We start from the raw sequence: 22,385 nt of genomic DNA on the forward strand, positions 1-22,385 counted from the left end.
ACGCCCGGTTACATTCCGAACCCGGAAGCTAAGCCTCACAGCGCCGATGGTACTGCAGGGGGGACCCTGTGGGAGAGTAGGACGCCGCCGAACAACCTTTGTGGGAATGCCCCGCACCGTATGGTGCGGGGCATTTCTGCGTTCAAGACCATTTTCATGGCCACGGTGAATGGGGAGCCCCGGCCTGACCTCGGCCGGGGCTCCCCATTCACCGGCTCTCAGAGACGCCCCGCCGCCTTCAGCGCGAGATACGCGTCGGCGAGAGCCGGGGCCAGCTTCTCCGGGGTGGCATCCACGACCGTGACGCCGTGACGCTGAAGCTTTTCTGCTGTACGGCGGCGCTGGGCCTGCGCCTGGCTGCCGGCGGCAGCCTCGTACACCGCGTCCACTGTGCCGCGCCCCGTACTCATCTTTTCGATGTACGGATCGGCGACCGACGCCACGACGACTGTGTGGCGTCGGGTGAGCTGGGGGAGGACCGGGAGCAGCCCCTCCTCGACAGGGGCCGCGTCGAGGCCGGTGATCAGCACGATCAGAGAACGGCGCGGGGCGCTCTTCAGGATGGCCGCGCTGAGGCCGCGGGCATCCGTTTCCACCAGCTCGGGTTCGAGCGGGGCGAGCGCGTTGACCACGGCCGGCAGGACGTCGCCTGCCGAGCGGCCCTGGACCTGGGCGCGTGTGCGGCGGTCGTAGGCGAGAAGGTCCACCCGGTCCCCGGCGCGTGAGGCGAGGGCGGTGAGGAGCAGCGTGGCATCCATGGCCGCGTCGAGACGCGGCACATCACCGACCCGGCCGGCCGAGGTCCGGCCGGTGTCGAGAACGACGAGGATGTGCCGATCGCGCTCGGGGCGCCAGGTCCGTACGGTGACGGTGGACTGGCGTGCGGTGGCCCGCCAGTCGATGGACCGGGTGTCGTCGCCGGGCACGTAGGCGCGGAGGCTGTCGAATTCGGTGCCTTCGCCGCGGGTCAGCACGCTGGTGCGGCCATCGAGCTCCCGCAGCCGGGCGAGCCTGGACGGCAGGTGCTTGCGGCTGGAGAAGGGTGGCAGCACGCGCACGGCCCACGGGACGTCGTGACTGCCCTGACGGGCTGCCAGGCCCATCGGTCCGAACGAGCGTACGGTGACGCGTTCGGCGTGCCGGTCGCCGCGGCGGGTGGGGCGCAGGAGCGTGGTGATCCGGCGGCGTTCGCCCGCTGGGACGGTCAACGCGCGCCGGGACGAGGCCTCTTCGCTGCCGACGCCCCAGCTGCTGGGCGGCCAGGCGTCACGGAGGTGCGCGCGGAGGGGGCGGCCCGAGGGGTTGGTGACGGTGAGGTGGACCGCGGCTCCCTCGCCGAGTCGAACAGACGTGTCACCACTTCGGGTGAATTGGAGCTTTCGCACTGGTGCGGCCAGGGCGTAGTCGCACAGAATTGCTACGGAGAGCGGCGCGTTGACGGCAAGGATCCCCGCCCAGCTGGGGCCGAAGACGCCGACGGGGAGCGAGCCGAGGGCGGCGAGGAGTGCGGTTCGTCCGGTGAGGGCCACGGGTCACCGTCTCATCGGGGGACGGGGACGTGGGCGAGGATCGCGGTGATGACGGAGTCGGCGGTGACTCCCTCCATCTCGGCCTCGGGCCGGAGATGGAGGCGATGGCGGAGTGTGGGGAGGGCCAGGGCCTTCACATCGTCCGGGATGACGTAGTCGCGGCCGGTGAGCCAGGCCCAGGCACGGGCGGTGGAGAGCAGGGCGGTGGCGCCTCGTGGGGAGACGCCGAGGGCGAGTGAGGGGGATTCACGAGTGGCACGGCAGATATCGACGACATAGCCCGCGATCTCGGGCGAGACGGATGTCTTGGCCACCGCGGCGCGAGCTGCTTCCAGGTCGGCCGGCCCGGCGACGGGTCGCACCCCCGCGGCCCGGAGGTCACGCGGATTGAAGCCTTCCGCGTGGCGGGTCAGGACATTGATCTCGTCGTCGCGGGACGGCAGCGGAACGGTCAGTTTGAGGAGGAAGCGGTCGAGCTGGGCCTCGGGGAGGGGATAGGTGCCCTCGTACTCGACCGGGTTCTGGGTGGCGGCGACCAGGAATGGATCGGGGAGCGGACGCGCGGTGCCGTCGACCGTGACCTGGCGTTCCTCCATCGCTTCCAGAAGCGATGACTGGGTCTTGGGCGGCGTGCGGTTGATCTCGTCGGCCAGCAGCAGATTGGTGAACACGGGACCGGGCTGGAAGGAGAACTCGGCGGTCCTGGAGTCATAGACAAGGGAGCCGGTGATATCGCTCGGCATCAGGTCCGGGGTGAACTGGACGCGCTTCGTGTCGAGTTCGAGGGACGCTGCGAGTGCCCGTACCAGGAGGGTCTTCGCGACGCCGGGGACTCCTTCGAGGAGCACGTGGCCGCGGCAGAGAAGGGCGACGACAAGCCCGGTGACGGCGGGGTCCTGGCCGACCACCGCCTTCGCGATCTCGGTGCGCAGTGCCTCCAGGGAAGCGCGGGCGCTGTCCGAGTTCTCAGCGGTCTCTGTGGTCAGGGCACTCATGAGGTGCGTACCTCTCTTTCGAGGGCGTCGAGTTGGTCCGCCAGGCGGATGAGAGCGGTGTCGTCGGCTGGGGCCGGGCCGAAGAGCAGAGTACGGAGGTCCTGGGGGGCGTCCGAGAGGCGGGCGGAGACCGCGGGGACGAGGGCCTCGGGGGAGTGCGCCCCGGCGGGAGGGACGCCCAGGAGAAGAGCGAGACGGTCGCGGGTCGCCGAGCGCAGGACCGCGCCGGCGTGGTCCCGGGCGTTCGCGTTGCGGTAGAGGCGGGCGCGGCCCTCGGTGGACTCCGAGGCCCGGATGGCGACGGGGAGCCGTTCGGCCACCAGGGGGCCCAGTCTGCGGGCGCGCCAGAGGGCGGCGAGCACCGCGGCGAGGAAGAGCTGGAAGGTGCCCCAGAGCCAGCCGGAAGGGATCAGATCCAGGAAGCCGCTGTCGCCGCTGTCGGAGGCGGAGGCATCACCGAGCGAAGGGAGGTACCAGACGAGATGAGGCCGGGATCCGAGGAGTTGGAGGGCGAGCGAGGCGTTGCCCTGCTTGTCGAGGCGTTCGTTGTAGAGGAGAGCGGGGGAGCCGAGCAGGACGGTGTCACCGGCGTCGGTGTCCGGGGCCGCGTCCGTGGCCGCCACCTTGAGCAGGGTCGGCAATCCGTCGCTCGGGTAGCAGGAGTCGGCGCCCGGTGCGTCGGTGTCGTATCGCTCACCGCCGAGGTCGACGGTGCCCGCTCGGTCGGCGGCGGTCAGCGAACATCGCGGGGCGCGAGCGGAGACCGGTGCCGGGGTGTCCGTACGGACGCCGGGGGCCAGGATGTCGACGGAGGGCGGGCCGGCGCCGAGCAGGACGGTGCGGCCTCCGGAGGGCGCTGTCGCGTCGTGCAGGGACCGCTGCTGGTGGGGGGTCAGCAGGTCGGGGTTGGTGACCAGGAGCGTGGTGTCCGGGCCGGTCGCGGCGGTGGCCTCGTCCAGGGTGGTCACGACATCGACGGAGACTCCGCTGTTCTTGAGCAGTTCGGCGGCGGCGCGGCTGCCGTGCGCGTCGGCGGAGCGCGGATCGAGGCGGCCGTGCTGGTCACCGGAGCGCAGGGCGGCCATCGCGATTCCGGCCACCAGAAGGATGACGAGCGCGATGAGCAGTCCGCGTCCCCGGTTCCAGACCTGGCGGGCGGTGGGGGAGACCGAGGTGGAGCTGATCGTCGAGGTCACTCGGCGGTTCCTCCGGCCGTGGTGCTCAGCTGCGGCTTTGTCCGCTCCAGGTCGAGGTCCAGCTCGCTCAGACGCAGATACGCCGACCGGTCGGCGGTGCGGCCTCCGTATGCGACGTCGTCGAACTCCCTGGCGGCTGTGCGCAGCCGGTCCGCGTGGCCGGGGAGCGGACGTCCGGCTTCGGAGGCGGCTTCGTCGGCGGTGCGGCCGGGGCGCGGGTCGAGCAGGGCCCGTTCCTCCAGGGAGCGGACGAGGGCGCGCATCCGCTCCTGGACCGCCTGGTTCCAGCGGCCGGCGGCGGCGTGTGTTTCCGCGGTGGCACGGTGTTCCGCGGCGCTGCGGGGGCCCTCGTCGAAGAGCGAGCCGACCGCGCCCGGTATGCGGCTGGGAGTGCCCAGCCGCCACCAGAGGGCGGCGAAGAGGGCCACGACGACCAGGACGATGACGACAAGACCGAGCGGACCGCCGGGGGCCGCGCCGGAGAGGGAGTTGAACAGATCGTTGACCCACTCCCAGAAGCGGTCGAGCGCGCGTTGGAGCAGGTTCGGGTCGTTCTCGTGGTACATCGGCTTGGACAGCTCCCGCTCCGCCGCTTCACGGGCGGGGGCGCGGGGGGTGTCCACCGGTATGTCGCCGCTGACGCGGATCGTCAGCCACGTTGTTGTCGCGCCCCCCGTGATGGACACCGCATCAGCTCCGGGAGGTGTCGGGGCCCGGCTGAGGGGGGCCGTAGCCCGACACGCCCGCGGCCCGCGCCAGTTCGAGGTCGAGGGCCTCGCGGCGGATCCGCTGGTCCACGTAGAGGAGCACGGTCACGCCGGCCGAGATCGGGTAGGTGATCGCGGAGGCGATCACCGTGCCGATGCCGGTGATGATCAGGAAGGGCCAGCCGACGTCCGGGCTGCTGCCGGAGAGCAGCCCGCTGAGACCGTCACTGTCCACCGCGGCCGCCAGGACGGCGAACGGGATGGCGATGACCATCGACACCACGAAGGTCAGCAGCAGGGTGAGGGCCAGCACGCCGAAGGTGCGCCACCAGGCGCCCCCGACGAGTTTGGCGGAGCGGCGCATGGACGGCAGTACGCCCTGCCGCTCCAGCATGAGCGCGGGGGAGGCGAGGCTGAAGCGGACCATCAGCCAGATGATGACCGCGAAGGCGGCAAGGCCGCCCACCAGGGCGAGCGCGATCCCCGGGGCGGAGCCCACCAGCAGGCCGGGGAGGATGCCGACGGTCATGACGGCCGCGCTCATCAGCGGGAGCAGCAGGGTCAGGCCCAGCAGCTGGGGGAGCCGGGGCCGGGCCTCGTGCCAGGCTTCCGAGAGCGTGACGGGGCGTCCCAGCACGGAGCGGCTGATCACCACGGTCAGTACGGCCGTGGTGAAGAGGGTGCCGATCACCGTGATGAGCAGCGACGGGGCGAGGCCGATGAGGCTCGACTGCGCCGAGTCGGCGGCCTGGCTCAGGGCTTCCGAGGGATTCGCCTCGGGATCGAGGGCCACCGGCTCGGGGAGAAGGTAGCGCTGGACGAGGATGTCGCCGATCTGGGAGATCACGGCGACGGCGATGGTGACGCCCAGCACCGTGCGCCAGTGGGCGCGCAGGGTGGACACCGCGCCGTCGAGGATCTCGCCGACGCCGAGCGGGCGGAGCGGGATCACACCCGGCTTGGCGGCCGGTGGCCGGCCCCAGCCGGGTCCTTGTCCTCCGCCCTGGGCGGGGCCTCCCCAGCCCGGTGCGGGCCGGGGCGTGGCGGGTCCGGCGCCGGGGGCGCTGGGCGGGGACCACTGTCCGGCCGGGGGCTGGGCCTTGGTCCACTTCGAGGGGGAGCCGGAGTCGTCGACGGGCTCGGCGGGCCGGGGCACCGTGGCGTCCTGGCCGTCGGACGGGGCGGATCCGGGCGAGGCCCAGCCCGGAGTGTCGTTCACGGTCGTCCACCTCGTGGATTGGTTGGGTGGCCGACTCGGTTAGCCGGCGCTTCAACAGTGCCTGTCCGCACAGCGGGACGGCGGGCTGGCAGCCATCGTGCCACGCGTAGCGCCGCAGCGGGCCGGGGGCCGTGTCTCCTACTCGCCTTCGTGCTTACCTTCATTGTCCGTGCCGCAGCGGGCAGACTGGGCGGATGGCTGATCAGTACGCACAGACCGCGGCCGGCGCGGAGCCGTCCATGCTCCCCTCACTTCGCTGGGACGAGCCGCCGGAAGGGCCCGTACTGGTACTTCTCGACCAGACGAGACTTCCCGTCGAGGAAGCCGAGCTGGTCTGCACCGATGTGCCCGCTCTGGTCCAGGCGATCCGGACCCTGGCGGTGCGGGGGGCGCCGCTGCTGGGGGTCGCTGGCGCCTATGGGGTGGCGCTCGCCGCGGTGCGGGGCTTCGACGTGGAGGACGCGGCGGAGCAGCTGGCGCGGGCGCGGCCCACCGCGGTGAACCTCGGGTACGGGGTCCGGCGGGCGCGAGACGCGTACCGGGCGGCGGCCGACAAGGGGGCGGACCTGGAGCAGGCAGCCGCTGCCGCGCTCGCCGAAGCCAGGCTGTTGCACCGGGAAGATGCCGAGGCCAGCGCGCAGATGGCCACGTTTGGGCTTACGCTCCTCGATGAACTGCTGCCGGGTGGCGGCCACCGGATCCTGACCCACTGCAACACCGGGGCGCTTGTCTCGGGCGGGGAGGGCACCGCGTTCGCCGTGGCGTTGTCGGCCCACCGGGCCGGCCGGCTGCGGCGCCTGTGGGTGGACGAGACGCGTCCGCTCTTCCAGGGCGCCCGGCTGACGGCGTACGAGGCGGCTCGCAACGGGATGGCGTACACATTGCTCACGGACAACGCGGCTGGTTCGCTCTTCGCGGCCGGGGAGGTGGACGCCGTCCTGATCGGGGCGGACCGGATCGCCGCCGACGGCTCGGTGGCGAACAAGGTGGGCAGCTACCCGCTCGCCGTGCTGGCCAAGTACCACCATGTCCCGTTCGTCGTGGTAGCCCCCACCACGACGATCGACCTCGACAGTCCGGACGGGGCGTCGATCGAGGTGGAGCAACGACCGGGGCAGGAGGTGACGGAGCTCACGGCGCCGCAGACTGCGGTGGCGGGAGTGGAGGCGGGAGGTGGGATGCCGGTGGCGCCGCTGGGAACGCAGGCGTACAACCCGGCCTTCGACATCACGCCTCCGGAACTGGTGACGGCGATCGTCACCGAATACGGCGCGCTGTCCCCGGTGACCGGGGGCGGAATCGCGGAGCTGTGTGCCAGGTCACGCCAGGTAACGATTAAGTAATGGGATGATGTCGATATGAAGGGACGTGTCCTTGTCGTCGATGACGACACCGCACTGGCCGAGATGCTCGGCATTGTGCTGCGTGGTGAAGGTTTCGAGCCGTCGTTCGTAGCGGACGGTGACAAGGCGCTCGCCGCGTTCCGTGAGGCCAAGCCGGATCTGGTGCTGCTGGATCTCATGCTGCCCGGACGGGACGGCATCGAGGTGTGCAGGCTCATCAGGGCCGAGTCCGGGGTGCCCATCGTCATGCTCACGGCCAAGAGCGACACGGTCGATGTAGTGGTGGGCCTGGAGTCGGGGGCCGACGACTACATCGTCAAGCCGTTCAAGCCGAAGGAGCTGGTGGCCCGGATCAGGGCGCGGCTGCGGAGGTCGGAGGAGCCGGCGCCGGAGCAGCTCGCCATAGGCGATCTGGTCATCGATGTGGCGGGTCACTCGGTGAAGCGGGAGGGGCAGTCCATCGCCCTGACGCCGCTCGAGTTCGATCTGCTGGTCGCGCTGGCCCGCAAGCCGTGGCAGGTGTTCACCCGTGAGGTGCTTCTGGAGCAGGTGTGGGGGTACCGGCACGCGGCGGACACGCGGCTGGTCAATGTGCATGTCCAGCGGCTGCGCTCCAAGGTCGAGAAGGATCCGGAGCGGCCGGAGATCGTTGTGACCGTCCGTGGTGTCGGTTACAAGGCAGGACCGAGCTGACATGCCGGGCGGCAGCGCTGCTCCGAAGCCCGGCGAGCCGGGAGTCCGTGCGGGGCGGGCTGCCGGCCCCGGACGTGTGCTCTTCCGGTTCGGCCGGCTGTTCCAGAGCGGCCGGCTGCTCCAGGACGGCTCGCCCGGCGGGCCGGTGCTGCGGCTCCTGGTGCGCTGGGTGAGGCGGCCGCTGCTGCCCGCCGTACGGCTGTGGCGGCGCAACATCCAGCTGCGGGTCGTCGCGGCCACGCTGCTGATGTCGCTCGGCGTGGTGCTGCTGCTCGGGTTCGTCGTCATCGGCCAGGTGCGCAACGGCCTGCTCGAAGCCAAGGAGAAGGCGGCCCAGAGCCAGGCGGCCGGCGGCTTCACCGTGGCGAAGGAGAAGGCCGACGCACCGGCGGCGCCTGGCGGGCGGGACGGTGACGGGACGAGCGGCAGGTCGGGGAGGAACTCCGTCAACTGGCGGTCCGACCTCGTCGAGCAGCTCGCCAGTGGCGGCCCCGGTGCCTTCAACGTGGTGGCGCTGAGTCCCGCCTCGGAGGACGCGGCCTCCACCAACCGCGCGCCCCGGGTCTCCGGCGGGGTGGACTTCGCCAGCGTTCCCGTGGATCTGCGGACCCAGGTCGCGAAGGGCACCGGAGCGTTCGAGGCATATGCCCTGATCAAATACACCGGTGCGACCGAGGACCGGGAGCCTGAGCCGGGGCTGATCGTCGGCAAGCGGCTGAACGACATCGACCGCAACGCCTACGAGCTCTACTACATCTTCCCGCTGACGCAGGAGGAGCAGTCGCTCAACCTGGTCAAGGGCACACTCGCCACGGCCGGGCTCTTCGTGGTCGTGCTGCTCGGGGCCATCGCCTGGCTGGTGGTGCGCCAGGTCGTCACGCCCGTACGGATGGCCGCAGGGATCGCCGAGCGGCTCTCCACCGGCCGTCTCCAGGAGCGGATGAAGGTCACCGGTGAGGACGACATCGCCCGCCTCGGTGAGGCCTTCAACAAGATGGCGCAGAATCTGCAGCTCAAGATCCAGCAGCTGGAGGAACTCTCCAGGATGCAGCGGCGCTTCGTCTCCGACGTGTCGCACGAGCTGCGCACCCCGCTGACGACCGTGCGGATGGCCGCCGATGTCATCCATGAGGCACGCAGTGACTTCGACCCGGTGACGGCGCGCTCCGCCGAGCTGCTCGGGGACCAGCTCGACCGCTTCGAGTCGCTCCTCTCGGACCTGCTGGAGATCAGCCGGTTCGACGCGGGCGCGGCGGCGCTGGAGGCCGAGCCGATAGATCTCCGCGAAGTCGTCCATCGGGTGATCGGCGGCGCCGCGCCGCTGGCCGAACGCAAGGGCAGCCGGATCCGTGTCCTCGGTGCCGAGCAGCCCGTCGTCGCGGAGGCGGATGCCCGCCGCGTCGAGCGGGTGCTCCGGAATCTGGTCGTCAACGCCGTCGAGCACGGCGAGGGCCGGGATGTCGTCGTGCGGATGGGGGTGGCGGGCGGGGCCGTCGCGGTCGCCGTGCGCGACTACGGCGTAGGACTCAAGCCCGGCGAGGCGACCCGGGTGTTCAACCGCTTCTGGCGGGCCGATCCGGCCCGCGCCCGTACGACCGGGGGCACCGGACTCGGCCTGTCGATCGCCGTCGAGGACGCGCGGCTGCACGGCGGTTGGCTGCAGGCCTGGGGTGAGCCCGGAGGCGGCTCCCAGTTCCGGCTGACGCTGCCGCGCACGGCGGACGAGGCGCTGCGCGGCTCGCCCATACCCCTGGAGCCCGAGGACTCCCGGCGCAACCGCGAGCGCTCCGGCCCCGAGGATCTCAAGGAGAGCGCCCACCGGCTGGCGAGCGTGCCGGTCCAGCCGCGCGCGGACCGGTCCGCGCTGTCCGTACCGCCCTGCGCGCCCCCGCCGCCCCGTACGGCGGCCGCGGTGGATCCGACGGCGTTGCCGGGCAGTGGCTCCCGGGTGGTGGCGCGCCCTGCGGGGGAGCGGCCCCCCGGCGCTGAATCACACGACTCTGCACGCCAGACTCCGGAGCGGGAGGACACGATTCGTGGGCGCTGACCGCCGGCGGTACGGCCAGGGACGTGCGGTGAAGGCGCCGGCCGTGCTGGGGACGCTCGCTCTGCTGCTGACCGGGTGCGCGTCCATCCCGAGCAGCGGCGATGTGGAACCGGTCAAGGCCTCGCCGCCCGGTGAGTCCCAGGTGCGGGTGTATGCCGTACCGCCCCGGGACAAGGCGGAGCCCGACGAGATCGTCGACGGCTTTCTCGAGGCCATGACCAGCGACGATCCCGACTTCGCGATGGCCAGGAAGTATCTGACGAAGCAGGCGTCGCGGAACTGGCAGCCGGAGGCCGGCACCACCGTGCTGAGCGCCGCGCCCGACCCCGCGGGCCCCACGGAGCCATCAGGCACCGACAGCACCGGTCTCACCTATCCGCTGTACGGCGACCGGATCGCCGACGTGGATTCCACGCACGCGTATGAGCCGATCACGCCGATCCGGTACAACGGCGCCATCCATCTGGTGCAGCAGAGCACCGGGTCGGACGGCAAGGAGTGGCGCATCGACCGCCTGCCGCAGGGGCTGGTGCTCGGTGAGTCGGACTTCCAGCGGAATTACCGCTCCGTGAATAAGTATTACTTCGCGTCCGGGGAGAACTGGCTGGTCGCCGACCCCGTCTACATCCGCCAGCGAATAGATCCCACGACGCGGATGGACCCGGTCACGCAGGCGGTCAAGGTGCTGCTCGACGGGCCCACGAACTGGTTGACGCCGGTCGTCGATTCGCCCTTCCCCGCCGGTACGGCGCTGCAGAAGGGCACCACGTCGCTGGAGTTCGACGACCGCAACGCTTTGAAGGTGCCGCTGAACGGGAAGGCGGCCGGGGCGGGGCGTGAGCAGTGCCGCAAGATGGCCGCGCAGCTGCTTTTCACTCTGCGGGATCTCACCTCCACTCCGGTCGGCCAGGTCGAACTGCTGGCGGACGGGTCCTCGCTCTGTGTGCTCAGCGGGGACCAGGCCGAGGAGTTCGCGCCCGACCGCACCACGGGCCGGCTCGACCATCCGTACTTCCTCGACGACCGTGGACGGCTGTCGCTGCTGGAGGCCCGCAGCGACGAGAGCGTCGACCGGACGCATGTGATCGGGCCCTTCGGCAACGGGGACGTGAAGCTGGGCACGGTCGCGGTGGCCCGCGACGAGAAGCACGCGGCGGGCGTCGCGGACGCCGCCAAGTCGCTCTACGTTTCATCCATCACCTCGGACAGCGAGCTGGGCGATCCGCTGGTGACCAGCAACGGCGCGCGGGCCGAGGACAGGCTGTCCGCGCCGAGCTGGGACGGACACGGTGATCTCTGGGTCGCCGACCGCGATCCCGCGAAGCCGCGGCTGCTGCGGTTCGCGCAGGGCGTCGGCGCCCCGCGCGAGGTCGCGGTCGACGGACTCGACGGCGCGCGGATCGAGGCCCTGCGGGTGTCGGCCGACGGCGTACGGATCGCGCTGCTGCTGACGCGGGACGGGCGGACGACCCTCCAGATCGGCCGGGTGGAGCGGCACGGCTCCGCGGCCGATCCGAAGGTGTCCGTGGCGGAACCGCAGTCGGGGGCGCCGCAGATGGAGACGGTGACCGCGGTGTCCTGGGCCGGACCGAGCCGGCTCGTGGTGGTCGGCAAGGAGGAGGGCGGCGTGCAGCAGGTGCGCTACATACAGACCGACGGGTCGACCTCGGCGGCCGGTGTGCTGCCCGGACTGAACCAGGTGACGGCCATCGCGGCGGCGGGCGACGACCGGCAGCCGCTGGTGGCCGACTCCGAGGACGCGGGAATCGTCCGGCTGCCCACCGGCGCGAACTGGCAGACGATGGTCGATGTGGGCTCGTCGCCCGTCTACCCCGGATGACCCGGATACCGGCCGGTCGGATCTTTGCCTGAACTACCGTTCGGATCTTTGCCTGAACTAGTTGTCCACAGGGGTGGCCGGGGTGCCTCGGTGGTTGGCACAGTGTGGGGCATGCGGGTGTGGTGGCGAGAGATCACCGGGCTGGTGCTGCCGGTTGCCTGTGGCGGCTGTGGCAGCGCCAGGACTCCGTTGTGCGGCGACTGCGGCCGGGCGCTGTACGGCACGTGGCCGTGCCGGGTGCGGCCGGTGCCGGAGCCCGCGGGGCTGCCGGCGGTCCATGCGGCGGCGCCGTACGAGGACGCCGTACGGGCCGTGCTGCTGGCGCACAAGGAGCGCGGCGCGCTCGGGCTGGCGGGGCCGCTGGGCCGCGCGCTGGCCGGGGCCGTACAGGCCGCCGCGCCGCCGGGTACGGGCGTCGCCCCGCTGCTGCTCGTGCCGGTGCCGTCCACGCGCCGTGCGGTCGGAGCGCGCGGGCATGACGCCGCCCGCCGGATCGCGCTGGCCGCCGCCGGTGAGCTGAGGCGTACGGGCCGGCCGTGCCGGGTTCTGCCGGTGCTGCGGCAGCGGCGTACGGTGGCCGACCAGTCGGGCCTCGGTGCCCGCCAGAGGCTGGCGAATCTGTCCGGGGCCCTGGAGGTCGCCGTGGGGGGCGCGCGGCTGCTGGAGGGCGGCCGGGTGGTGCTGGTGGACGATCTCATGACGACCGGCGCCTCACTCGCCGAGTCGGCCAGGGCACTGCGTGCCGCCGTCAGGCCCGGCATTCCGGGATTCGTACAGGTGAGCGCGGCCGTGGTGGCCGCACCGCCTCTCTCCTTCGAAATAAACCGGAACTGATCGCGATCTTGCATCGTTGGACGGGAACCGGGAAGGAAAACACCTGAACAGGGGTACGCGCCGGTAGCGGGTGCCGACACCCGCCCGGGAGGGCTATGTTCGGTTGTAAGGAATGGCGGAAGCCGTGACTCGCTGAATGCATTGCTCTGCTTCGGGCGTTTTTCAGAACCTCGGAAGTTCGGGGGAGTGGGGAACTCCCCGACGGGGGAGGAGGAGGTGAAAGTCGCCAAGTCCGAGGCCCCTGTGACTACTGGGGTCTGGTGCAACAGGGAGTAACTCCGCAGCGAGGCGGAGTGATCCGGGAACGGAGTTCTGCGTGGACATCGTCGTCAAGGGTCGCAAAACAGAGGTACCAGAGCGGTTCCGCAAGCACGTGGCCGAGAAGCTGAAGCTGGACAAGATCCAGAAGCTCGACGGCAAGGTGATCAGCCTCGACGTCGAGGTTTCCAAGGAGCCCAACCCGCGGCAGGCCGACCGGTGCGACCGGGTGGAGATCACGCTCCACTCCCGCGGCCCCGTGATCCGTGCGGAGGCGGCTGCCGCCGATCCGTACGCGGCGCTCGACCTGGCCACAGGCAAGTTGGAGGCGCGGCTGCGCAAGCAGCACGAGAAGCGCTACAACCGGCGTGGCAACGGTCGGCTGTCGGCAGCCGAGGTCGTCGATGTCGTTCCTGGCGTGGCCCAGTTGAACGCGAACGGCGAGACCGCGGCTCAGGAGGCGGCCGAGGCCGTCCCCACCACCATGATCGGCTCGCTGGAGGTACAGGGTGAAGGACCCCTGGTGGTCCGGGAGAAGACGCACGTAGCCGCGGCGATGACCCTCGACCAGGCGCTCTACGAGATGGAACTGGTCGGGCACGACTTCTACTTGTTCGTCGACTCCGACACGAAGGAACCGAGCGTCGTCTACCGGCGCCACGCCTATGACTACGGCGTGATCCATCTCAGGACCGACCCGCTGGCCGGCTCGGAAGCGGGCGGCGCCGGCGGCGCCCTCGGCGGCTGACGTCCTGCCGGGGCCCTGACACTGTTGGGATCCGTGCTCCGGTGGTGCCCCTGAGCGCCCTCTGTGCCCTCAGGGGCACCATCGCGCGCCGTAAGGATCCCCGCTGCGCCGTCCGGGCATGAAATCATGGAGTCGCAGGCCAACAGGTGGTCTGCGAACTGCGGTTGGCCGGCCCACAGGAACGTGGGGCCAGGGCCTTCAGGGGGAGAAAAGATGGCGGACAGCTTCGGACCGGTGCACAGCGCGGGCGGTGGAGACGACACGCTCGGTGGCGCCGGATCCGACGCCGACGCGGAACGGGACGGTTCGCGCAAGGAGCCGATCCGGGTTCTTGTCGTGGACGACCACGCGCTCTTCCGTCGCGGCCTGGAGATCGTCCTCGCCCAGGAGGAGGACATCCAGGTCATCGGTGAGGCCGGTGACGGCGCGGAGGCCGTCGACAAGGCCGCCGATCTGCTGCCGGACATCGTGCTGATGGACGTACGGATGCCCAAGCGCGGCGGCATCGAGGCCTGCACCTCCATCAAGGAGGTGGCCCCCAGTGCCAAGATCATCATGTTGACGATCAGCGACGAGGAGGCCGACCTCTACGACGCGATCAAGGCGGGCGCCACCGGTTATCTCCTCAAAGAGATCTCCACCGACGAGGTGGCCACCGCGATTCGCGCCGTGGCCGACGGACAGTCACAGATCAGCCCGTCCATGGCGTCCAAACTGCTGACCGAGTTCAAATCGATGATCCAGCGCACCGATGAGCGCAGGCTCGTGCCCGCGCCGCGTCTCACCGAACGCGAGCTGGAAGTCCTCAAGCTGGTGGCCACGGGAATGAACAACCGTGATATCGCCAAGGAGTTGTTCATCTCCGAGAACACCGTGAAGAACCACGTCCGCAATATCCTGGAGAAGCTACAGCTGCACTCCAGGATGGAAGCCGTGGTCTACGCGATGCGGGAGAAAATTCTTGAGATCCGCTGACGGGTCCGCGGTTTCCGGTTCAGACACGGGCGAGCGCCTCGGCGAGCGGGGCGCGTAGTCCGGGCGCGTCGACCCGTTCCACGCGTACGTCCGAGCAGCCGACCCACTCCGCTGCCTCCCGCAGCGCCTGTGCCATCGGGAGCACGGCCTTCGGGGTGTCCAGGGACACCTGCTTGGCCACCAGTGTCGTGCCCTCGCGCGCCGGATCGACCCGGCCGAGCAGCCTGCCGCCGGACAGCAGCGGCATCGCGAAATAGCCGTACACCCGCTTGGGCTTGGGGACGTACGCCTCCAGGCGGTGGGTGAATCCGAAGATCCGCTCGGTGCGGGCCCGCTCCCAGATGAGGGAGTCGAACGGCGACAGCAGCGTCGTACGGTGCCGGCCCCGCGGGGTGGTCGCCAGCGCCTCCGGATCGGCCCAGGCCGGCTTCCCCCAGCCCCCGACCGTCACCGGCACCAGCCCCGAGTCCGCGATCACGGCGTCGACCTGCTCGCCCTTGAGGCGGTGGTAGTCCGCGATGTCGGCGCGCGTGCCGACGCCGAGCGACTTGCCCGCGAGCCGCACGAGCCGGCGCAGACACTCCCTGTCGTCCAGGTCGTCGTGGAGGAGTTCGTCGGGGACGGCGCGCTCGGCGAGGTCGTAGACCCGCTTCCAGCTGCGCCGGCCGGTGCACACGACCTCGCCGTACATCAGCGCGCGCTCGACGGCGACCTTCGCCTCGGACCAGTCCCACCACGGCCCGCCGTTCTTGGCGCCGCCCAGTTCCGTGGCGGTCAGGGGCCCCTCCGTACGCAACTGCTTGATCACCGCGTCGTACGAGCCGTCCGCCAGCTCGTGGTACCACTGCGGGCGGGCCCGGTAGGCGCGGCGGCGGAAGGCGAAGTGCGGCCACTCCTCGATGGGCAGGACGCAGGCCGCGTGGGACCAGTATTCGAAGGCGTGCGGCCGCGACGGCGACGCGCCGGGAGGCGCGGGCGTCCAGTAGGCGTCCTCGACCGTCTTGCGGCCGACGGCGCCGAGCCGGGCGTACGGAATCAGCTCGTGCGAGCGCGCCAGGACCGAGATCGTGTCGAGCTGGACGGCGCCGAGATGGCGCAGCACGCCACGGACCCCGCCGCGCCGGTCCTGCGCCCCGAGGAGGCCCTGGGCGCGCAGCGCTATACGGCGGGCTTCGTCGGCGGACAGCTCGGTGGTGGCGGGCGGCAACGTCGTCATGGTCCGCACGATAGACCGCGGCACTGACAGCCGGACCGGGGGAGCGGAGTCCTGGAAAAGCGCGGGAGCGGAGTCCCGGAAAGGGGAGCCCCGGAGATCAGGGGCGCGCGGGCAGATACGGATGGTGGCCCGGCAGGCCCAGGTCGGACGGGAGCAGCGCGCCGACCCAGGCGTCCCGCAGCGTGTCCCTGCTCAGCAGCGCCGCGCGCAGGACGCCCTCCACCACGAAACCGGCCTTCTCGGCGACGGCGCGCGAGCCCGCGTTGCCGACCTCGGCCCGCCACTCCAGCCGCTCCGCGCCCAGCGCCGTGAAGGCCCAGCGGGCCACCGCCGTCACGGCCTCCGTCGTGTAGCCGCGGCCCCGGTACTCCTTGGCCGTCCAGTAGCCGATCTCCCAGGTGCCCGACTGGCAGTGCGCGTTGACGGCGCCCATCACGGGGCCGCCGCCGAGGGGCACGACGCCGAAGGTGCACATGGTCGAGGTCCGCCAGCCGTCCGGGGCCATCCGCTCGATGAAGTCTGCCGCGTGCCGGCGTTCGTACGGCGAGGGGAACGACGTCCAGCGCTGGATGTCCGGATCCTGGCAGGCCGCCCGGACGTCGTCGGTATCGGCCGGCGTCAGTGAGCGCAGCCGCAGGCGCTCGGTGGTGAGAGTGACGGGTTCCATGGACGGATTCTGCTGAACCGCGTCTTGTAGTACGAGTGCTTTTCCTGCCGTACCGGCACCTTCCACGGGTTCCGCGCGTTCTGTTTGTGGGTGACAGCGGGCCCGCGTGACGGCAGCCCTCCCGGCGCGGGCGGGTCCTCGCTTACGATGGCCGTTGCGGTGGGGCCCGCCTGCCGTGCCCGCGCCCGTGTCCGTATACGACCCACGTGCCAGGCCCGACCGGCAAGGAGACCAGCCTCAGTGTCCGTCTTCAACAAGCTCATGCGTGCAGGCGAAGGCAAGATCCTGCGCAAACTGCACCGCATCGCGGACCAGGTCAACTCCATCGAAGAGGACTTCATGACCCTCTCCGACGCCGAGTTGCGGGCGCTCACCGACGAGTACAAAGAGCGGTTCGCCGACGGTGAGAGCCTGGACGACCTGCTTCCCGAGGCCTTCGCGACCGTCCGTGAGGCCGCCAAGCGTGTCCTCGGTCAGCGTCACTACGACGTACAGCTGATGGGCGGCGCCGCGCTGCACCTCGGCTTCGTCGCCGAGATGAAGACCGGTGAGGGCAAGACCCTCGTCGGCACCCTGCCCGCCTACCTCAACGCACTGTCCGGCAAGGGCGTCCACCTGATCACGGTGAACGACTACCTGGCCGAGCGTGACTCCGAGATGATGGGCCGCGTCCACAAGTTCCTGGGCCTCGACGTCGGCTGCATCCTGGCCAACATGACGCCGGCCCAGCGTCGCGAGATGTACGCCTGCGACATCACGTACGGCACGAACAACGAGTTCGGCTTCGACTACCTGCGCGACAACATGGCGTGGTCCCAGGAAGAGCTGGTCCAGCGTGGCCACAACTACGCGATCGTCGACGAGGTCGACTCGATCCTGGTGGACGAGGCCCGTACGCCGCTGATCATCTCCGGCCCCGCCGACCAGGCCACCAAGTGGTACGGCGACTTCGCCAAGCTGGTCACGCGGCTGACCAGGGGCGAGGCCGGCAACCCGCTCAAGGGCATCGAGGAGACCGGCGACTACGAGGTCGACGAGAAGAAGCGCACCGTCGCCATCCATGAGCCGGGTGTCTCGAAGGTCGAGGACTGGCTCGGCATCGACAACCTGTACGAGTCGGTGAACACCCCGCTCGTCGGTTATCTGAACAACGCCATCAAGGCCAAGGAGCTCTTCAAGAACGACAAGGACTACGTCGTCATCGACGGCGAAGTCATGATCGTCGACGAGCACACCGGCCGTATCCTCGCCGGCCGCCGCTACAACGAGGGCATGCACCAGGCGATCGAGGCGAAGGAAGGGGTGGACATCAAGGACGAGAACCAGACCCTCGCCACGATCACCCTGCAGAACTTCTTCCGCCTCTACGGCAAGCTCTCCGGTATGACCGGTACGGCCATGACCGAGGCCGCCGAGTTCCACCAGATCTACAAGCTGGGCGTCGTACCCATCCCGACGAACCGGCCGATGGTCCGCATGGACCAGTCCGACCTGATCTACCGCACCGAGGTCGCCAAGTTCGCGGCGGTCGTCGACGACATCGCGGAGAAGCACGACAAGGGGCAGCCGATCCTGGTCGGCACCACCTCGGTCGAGAAGTCCGAGTACCTCTCGCAGCAGCTCAGCAAGCGCGGTGTCCAGCACGAGGTGCTCAACGCCAAGCAGCACGACCGGGAGGCGACGATCGTCGCCCAGGCCGGCCGCAAGGGCGCCGTCACCGTCGCCACGAACATGGCGGGTCGTGGTACGGACATCAAGCTCGGCGGCAACCCCGACGACCTGGCGGAGGCGGAGCTGCGGCAGCGCGGCCTGGACCCCGTCGAGCATGTCGAGGAGTGGGCGGCGGCCCTGCCGGCCGCGCTGGAGAAGGCCGAGCAGGCCGTCAAGGCGGAGTTCGAGGAGGTCAAGGACCTCGGCGGGCTCTATGTCCTGGGCACCGAGCGGCACGAGTCGCGCCGTATCGACAACCAGCTGCGCGGTCGTTCCGGACGTCAGGGCGACCCGGGCGAGTCCCGCTTCTACCTGTCGCTCGGCGACGACCTGATGCGGCTGTTCAAGGCGCAGATGGTCGAGCGCGTGATGTCGATGGCCAACGTGCCGGACGACGTGCCCATCGAGAACAAGATGGTGACGCGCGCCATCGCCTCCGCCCAGTCGCAGGTCGAGCAGCAGAACTTCGAGACGCGTAAGAACGTCCTGAAGTACGACGAGGTCCTCAACCGGCAGCGTGAGGTCATCTACGGTGAGCGCCGCCGCGTCCTGGAGGGCGAGGACCTGCACGAGCAGGTGCGCCACTTCATGGACGACACGATCGACGCGTACATCCAGGCGGAGACCGTCGAGGGCTTCGCCGAGGAGTGGGACCTGGACCGGCTGTGGGGCGCCTTCAAGCAGCTCTACCCGGTGAAGGCCACCGTCGAGGAGCTGGAGGAGGCGGCCGGCGACCGCGCCGGGATCACCGCCGAGTTCATCGCGGAGTCCATCAAGGACGACATCCACGAGCAGTACCAGGACCGCGAGGACTCGCTCGGCTCGGACATCATGCGTGAGCTGGAGCGGCGCGTGGTGCTGTCCGTCCTGGACCGTAAGTGGCGTGAGCACCTCTACGAGATGGACTACCTCCAGGAGGGCATCGGCCTCCGTGCGATGGCGCAGAAGGACCCGCTGGTCGAGTACCAGCGCGAGGGCTTCGACATGTTCAACGCCATGATGGACGGCATCAAGGAGGAGTCCGTCGGCTATCTGTTCAACCTGGAGGTCCAGGTCGAGCAGCAGGTCGAGGAGGTCCCGGTACAGGACTCGGCCGAGCGCACCTCCCTCACCAAGGAGGACGCGGTGCCCGCGGGCGCCTCCCGTCCGGAGATCCGCGCGAAGGGCCTGGACGCTCCGCAGCGCCCGGACCGGCTGCACTTCTCCGCTCCCACGGTGGACGGCGAGGGCGGCATCGTCGAGGGCGACTTCCAGAACGCGGACGGGCCGACGCGGTCCACGTCCGACGGGCTGACGCGCGCCGAGCGCCGTAAGGCCCAGAAGGGCGGCAACGGCGGACGCCGCCGCAAGAAGTAGGGCGCCGGAGTCCCGGATCGTCTGATCGCCGGGGTACGGGCCGGGGAGCGCACTCGCGGTGCGCGCCCCGGCCCGTCCTCATGTCCGGCCCTTATGTCCCGTGGCTCATGTCCGGTGCCTCATGTCGTGGTCCGTGCCGGCCGTGATCCGCTCGCCGCCGAGCTCGACCGCGGCGCAGCGCCAGCGCAGATCGGCGCCCTGCTCCAGGCGGAAGGCCATGGCGCGTACCTGTTCTCCCGCGGCGATGCTGGCGGACGCCTCGACCACGCCGGGGCGCGGCTGGAAGCCGCGGCAGGTGCGGATGACAGGGCGCACGCCCCTCGCCCTGAGCGGGGTGCCGGGCGCGAGGCGGACGAGCTGTTCGTATGCCTGCCCGACGGTCTGGCCGAGCATCCAGTGCACGGGGCGGTGGCCGCTGAGGACGGCGAGCAGACGCTCCGCGAAGAGTTCCTGCGGCGGGATGTGCGGGCGCCGCCGCGGGCGGCCGGTGCCGGGCCCGCGCTGGTCGCGCCGGCCCGGGGGCCTGGCCCCGGCGATCGTCCTGGCCGCGGCCCGGTCCGTCGCGGCGCCGTCCGTCGCTGCGCCGTCCGTGGCGCGGGTGGAGGTGGTGCCGATCGAGCTGGTGGTGCCCGTGATGGTCATGCAGATCGCCCCCGTTCTGCCCGTCCGGTCGGATACCGGGCGGTAACTTCTGATGGGGGATCTTTTACGGGCCTTTGGGGCACCGTCGCAAGGCGGGTACGCCGTCGGGGCGCGGGCCGACGGAATCACCTATCCGGGTGGTCCCCGCCCCCTGCCGGGCCCGGCGGCGGGCTGGGGCGGGGGTCTCGGTGGACGCCTGAGGGCTTCCTGAGCGTCACCCCGAAGAGGGACTCCCGCACGTATCCTTAGGTGTTTTCCGACTACGAAAGCGGCCTGCCCATGCGCGTCTACGTCCCCCTGACCCTTCCTGGTCTCGCCGAGGCGCACAAGACGGGCGAGCTGGGGCCAGGGCCGCTGACCGCGTACGCCGTGACCCCCGGACTGCGTGAGTGGTACGTCTCCGACGACATCGAGGAGCTGGAGTACGCGGCGCTCAACCGGGCCGCGGCGGGCTCGCTCCGGCTGCTCGCCGCGGACCCGGGCGCCCCCAGGCGCCGGGTGGTCCTCGCGCTCGACGTACCGGACAAGGACGCGGTCGCGGACCCCGACCGGGGGATGGACGCCGGCGGGGTGGGTGAGGTGCGGATCGCCTCGGCAGTCGCGCTGACGAAGGCGGCGGCGGTGCACGTCGACTCCGACGACGCGGACGGCGATGTGTCGGCCGCGGCGGCCGCGCTGGGGGCGGCGGACCACGGCGACGACGACGCGCAGTTCACGGTGGACGGCGCGGAGGATCACGAGCTGCTCTGGTACGGCGTCCAGGAGATTCCCAACCTCATCGACTGACGCCGCGTTGTCAGACCCGGCCGGTACGGTTCTCGGCATGGGGAAGCAGAACACGCATCTGGTCTGGGACTGGAACGGCACCATCCTCGACGACATCCAGGCGGTCTTCGGCGCGACCAACGCGGCCTTCGCGGAGATCGGGATCGAGCCCATCACGCTCGACCGCTACCGCGAGCTGTACTGCATACCGATCCCGGTGTTCTACGAGCGGCTGATCGGCCGCGTGCCGAGCGACGCGGAATGGGCCGTCATGGACGAGTCCTTCCACCGGCACTACACGGAGCGGCGCGTCGCCTGCGGGCTGACGGAAGGCGTCAAGGAGCTGCTGGCGCAGTGGCAGCTGGCGGGCCGCAGCCAGTCGCTGCTGAGCATGTACGGGCACGAGCAGCTGGTCCCGGTCGTGCGGGGGTACGGAATCGAGAGCCACTTCATCCGGGTCGACGGGCGGACGGGACCGTCCGGCGGCAGCAAGGCGCTGCACATGGAGCGCCATCTGGCCGCGCTGGCCGGGGCGGGCGCGATATCGGCCGAGCACACGGTGGTGATCGGCGACGCGGTCGACGACGCGGTGGCGGCGGCGCACGTGGGCGCGCGTGCGGTGCTCTACACCGGGGGCTCGCACAGCAGGGCCGTCCTGGAGGCGGTGGGTGTCCCGGTCGTGGACAGCCTCGCGGAAGCGGTCGCCCTGGCGCAGAGCCTGCCGGCCTGAGCTGCGGAGCCTGCCGGCCTGAGCTGTGGCGCCCGCCGGCCTGAGCTGTGGCGCAGAGCCTGCTGCCCCGAGCTGTGGCGCCGGCCGGCTTCCCCGGTGCGTACCGCTCAGGTCAGCGGTGCCTTCGCTCGCAGGATCTTCAGGAATTCGCGCATCCAGGCCGAGTGGTCGGGCCAGGCGCGGGCGGAGACGAGGGTGCCGTCCACCACGGCCTCGGCGTCCTGGAAGGTGGCCCCGGCCGCCTGCATGTCGAGCTCCAGGGCCGGGTAGGCCGTGACGCGGCGGCCGGCGAGTTCGCCGATGGCGGCCGTGAGCAGGGGGCCGTGGCAGATCTGGGCGACCGGCTTGTCCGCGTCGAAGAAGGACTTGAGGATCTTGCGGAGTTCCGCGTCGCCCCGCAGATACTCGGGGGCGCGGCCGCCCGGGATGACCACCGCGGCGTACTGCGTCGGTTCGACCTCGGAGAAGGCCAGGTCGGCGGGCCAGGTGTAGCCGGGCTTCTCGGTGTACGTGTCGAAGCCGGGTTCGACGTCATGGACCACGAACCGGAGCTTCTTGCGCGTGGGGGCGGCGATATGGACCTCGTACCCCTCCTCGCGCAGGCGCTGGTACGGATAGAGGACTTCGAGGGACTCGGCGGCGTCGCCGGTGACGATCAGAATCTTGGCTGCCATGACTGCTCCCGGGAGAATGTTCCGGTCTGTCCCCCTGTCGACCAGTGTGGTCCCGGTCCGCGCCGGTCGGCGAGAGCTGAGGGAGGGAGGTGTCCGCCCATGAGTACGTGCGAGGGCTTCGTGTCGCTGTCCAGAGTGTCAAACTTCCACCCCCGCTTTTGTACACATACGGCTCATGACGGGGCCCGGGTGGAGGGCGATAGCCTTGGGCCCGTGATCAGCGCGATATGCCGTGGGGGCA

At 70.6% G+C, this 22,385-nt stretch carries 19 protein-coding genes and 1 rRNA gene; 11 read left to right on the forward strand and 9 right to left on the reverse strand.

Features of this window, described 5'->3' with window-relative positions; translation table 11 throughout:
* Positions 1–93, forward strand: a 5S ribosomal RNA gene (rrf, locus tag ACZ6MZ_RS18195); the annotation flags it as partial.
* 125 nt (positions 94–218) lie between these two features.
* Here rrf and ACZ6MZ_RS18200 read toward each other — a convergent pair.
* Genes ACZ6MZ_RS18200 through ACZ6MZ_RS18220 form a run of 5 tightly spaced genes read right to left on the reverse strand, consistent with a single transcriptional unit; the run spans position 219 to position 5,646 of the window.
* Positions 219–1,529, reverse strand: coding sequence for a DUF58 domain-containing protein (locus tag ACZ6MZ_RS18200; RefSeq protein WP_469352944.1), 1,311 nt, complete (start codon positions 1,527–1,529; stop codon positions 219–221).
* 11 nt (positions 1,530–1,540) lie between these two features.
* Entirely contained in the window at positions 1,541–2,524 is a 984-nt protein-coding gene (locus ACZ6MZ_RS18205; RefSeq protein WP_384189167.1) for an AAA family ATPase, read from the reverse strand.
* Positions 2,521–3,720, reverse strand: coding sequence for a DUF4350 domain-containing protein (locus tag ACZ6MZ_RS18210; RefSeq protein ID WP_469352946.1), 1,200 nt, complete (start codon positions 3,718–3,720; stop codon positions 2,521–2,523). Before ACZ6MZ_RS18210 ends, ACZ6MZ_RS18205 begins: the two co-directional genes overlap by 4 nt.
* Positions 3,717–4,406: a DUF4129 domain-containing protein gene (locus ACZ6MZ_RS18215; RefSeq protein WP_469352948.1), complete on the reverse strand. Its 690-nt coding sequence runs from the start codon at positions 4,404–4,406 to the stop codon at positions 3,717–3,719. The genes ACZ6MZ_RS18210 and ACZ6MZ_RS18215 overlap by 4 nt, the downstream gene beginning before the upstream one ends.
* Before the next feature lie 4 nt (positions 4,407–4,410).
* A complete protein-coding gene (locus tag ACZ6MZ_RS18220; RefSeq protein ID WP_469352949.1) occupies positions 4,411–5,646 on the reverse strand; it encodes a DUF7847 domain-containing protein in 1,236 nt (411 codons plus the stop codon).
* Positions 5,647–5,840: 194 nt separating this feature from the next.
* Between ACZ6MZ_RS18220 and mtnA the strand changes: the two genes are divergently transcribed.
* The 7 genes from mtnA (at position 5,841) to ACZ6MZ_RS18255 (ending at position 14,384) form a co-directional block, all read left to right on the forward strand.
* Entirely contained in the window at positions 5,841–6,989 is a 1,149-nt protein-coding gene (gene mtnA, locus ACZ6MZ_RS18225) for an S-methyl-5-thioribose-1-phosphate isomerase (RefSeq protein ID WP_384189174.1), read from the forward strand.
* 15 nt (positions 6,990–7,004) lie between these two features.
* Positions 7,005–7,682 carry a two-component system response regulator MtrA gene (gene mtrA / locus ACZ6MZ_RS18230; protein WP_005486885.1) on the forward strand — a complete coding sequence of 226 codons (678 nt, stop codon included), beginning with the start codon at positions 7,005–7,007 and terminating at the stop codon, positions 7,680–7,682.
* A gap of 1 nt (position 7,683) precedes the next feature.
* Positions 7,684–9,729: an MtrAB system histidine kinase MtrB gene (mtrB, locus tag ACZ6MZ_RS18235; protein WP_469352952.1), complete on the forward strand. Its 2,046-nt coding sequence runs from the start codon at positions 7,684–7,686 to the stop codon at positions 9,727–9,729.
* Positions 9,719–11,569, forward strand: coding sequence for an LpqB family beta-propeller domain-containing protein (locus tag ACZ6MZ_RS18240; protein WP_469352954.1), 1,851 nt, complete (start codon positions 9,719–9,721; stop codon positions 11,567–11,569). The genes mtrB and ACZ6MZ_RS18240 overlap by 11 nt, the downstream gene beginning before the upstream one ends.
* A gap of 111 nt (positions 11,570–11,680) precedes the next feature.
* Positions 11,681–12,403 carry a ComF family protein gene (locus ACZ6MZ_RS18245; RefSeq protein ID WP_384189238.1) on the forward strand — a complete coding sequence of 241 codons (723 nt, stop codon included), beginning with the start codon at positions 11,681–11,683 and terminating at the stop codon, positions 12,401–12,403.
* A 316-nt stretch (positions 12,404–12,719) separates the two neighbouring features.
* The gene (gene hpf, locus ACZ6MZ_RS18250) at positions 12,720–13,409 is read left to right on the forward strand and encodes a ribosome hibernation-promoting factor, HPF/YfiA family (protein ID WP_384189180.1); all 690 of its coding nucleotides are present in this window, start codon (positions 12,720–12,722) and stop codon (positions 13,407–13,409) included.
* Between the two features lie 213 nt (positions 13,410–13,622).
* Positions 13,623–14,384 (forward strand): response regulator, encoded by a 762-nt coding sequence (locus ACZ6MZ_RS18255; protein WP_384189181.1) that lies wholly within the window; start codon positions 13,623–13,625, stop codon positions 14,382–14,384.
* 19 nt (positions 14,385–14,403) lie between these two features.
* Here the strand turns inward: ACZ6MZ_RS18255 and ACZ6MZ_RS18260 are convergent, their stop codons facing one another.
* Positions 14,404–15,600, reverse strand: coding sequence for a winged helix-turn-helix domain-containing protein (locus ACZ6MZ_RS18260; RefSeq protein WP_469352957.1), 1,197 nt, complete (start codon positions 15,598–15,600; stop codon positions 14,404–14,406).
* Between the two features lie 97 nt (positions 15,601–15,697).
* Complete coding sequence (locus tag ACZ6MZ_RS18265; protein ID WP_469352959.1) at positions 15,698–16,267, reverse strand: GNAT family N-acetyltransferase; 570 nt, start codon at positions 16,265–16,267, stop codon at positions 15,698–15,700.
* A 240-nt stretch (positions 16,268–16,507) separates the two neighbouring features.
* Between ACZ6MZ_RS18265 and secA the strand changes: the two genes are divergently transcribed.
* Positions 16,508–19,333: a preprotein translocase subunit SecA gene (gene secA / locus ACZ6MZ_RS18270; protein ID WP_389789777.1), complete on the forward strand. Its 2,826-nt coding sequence runs from the start codon at positions 16,508–16,510 to the stop codon at positions 19,331–19,333.
* Positions 19,334–19,438: 105 nt separating this feature from the next.
* On the opposite strand, the gene ACZ6MZ_RS18275 is transcribed toward secA, so the two are convergent.
* Positions 19,439–19,975, reverse strand: coding sequence for an Rv3235 family protein (locus ACZ6MZ_RS18275; RefSeq protein WP_469352962.1), 537 nt, complete (start codon positions 19,973–19,975; stop codon positions 19,439–19,441).
* A gap of 279 nt (positions 19,976–20,254) precedes the next feature.
* On the opposite strand from ACZ6MZ_RS18275, the gene ACZ6MZ_RS18280 reads away from it, so the two are divergent.
* Together ACZ6MZ_RS18280 and ACZ6MZ_RS18285 are read left to right on the forward strand one after the other, a co-directional pair.
* Positions 20,255–20,761: a DUF6912 family protein gene (locus ACZ6MZ_RS18280; protein WP_469352964.1), complete on the forward strand. Its 507-nt coding sequence runs from the start codon at positions 20,255–20,257 to the stop codon at positions 20,759–20,761.
* Between the two features lie 37 nt (positions 20,762–20,798).
* Positions 20,799–21,470, forward strand: a complete 672-nt coding sequence (locus tag ACZ6MZ_RS18285) for an HAD family hydrolase (RefSeq protein ID WP_469352966.1) — start codon at positions 20,799–20,801, stop codon at positions 21,468–21,470.
* A 107-nt stretch (positions 21,471–21,577) separates the two neighbouring features.
* Here the strand turns inward: ACZ6MZ_RS18285 and ACZ6MZ_RS18290 are convergent, their stop codons facing one another.
* Positions 21,578–22,144: a DJ-1/PfpI family protein gene (locus tag ACZ6MZ_RS18290; RefSeq protein WP_469352968.1), complete on the reverse strand. Its 567-nt coding sequence runs from the start codon at positions 22,142–22,144 to the stop codon at positions 21,578–21,580.
* Positions 22,145–22,385 lie beyond the last annotated feature (241 nt).

The sequence above is a fragment of the Streptomyces sp. NPDC042201 genome (assembly GCF_055582185.1).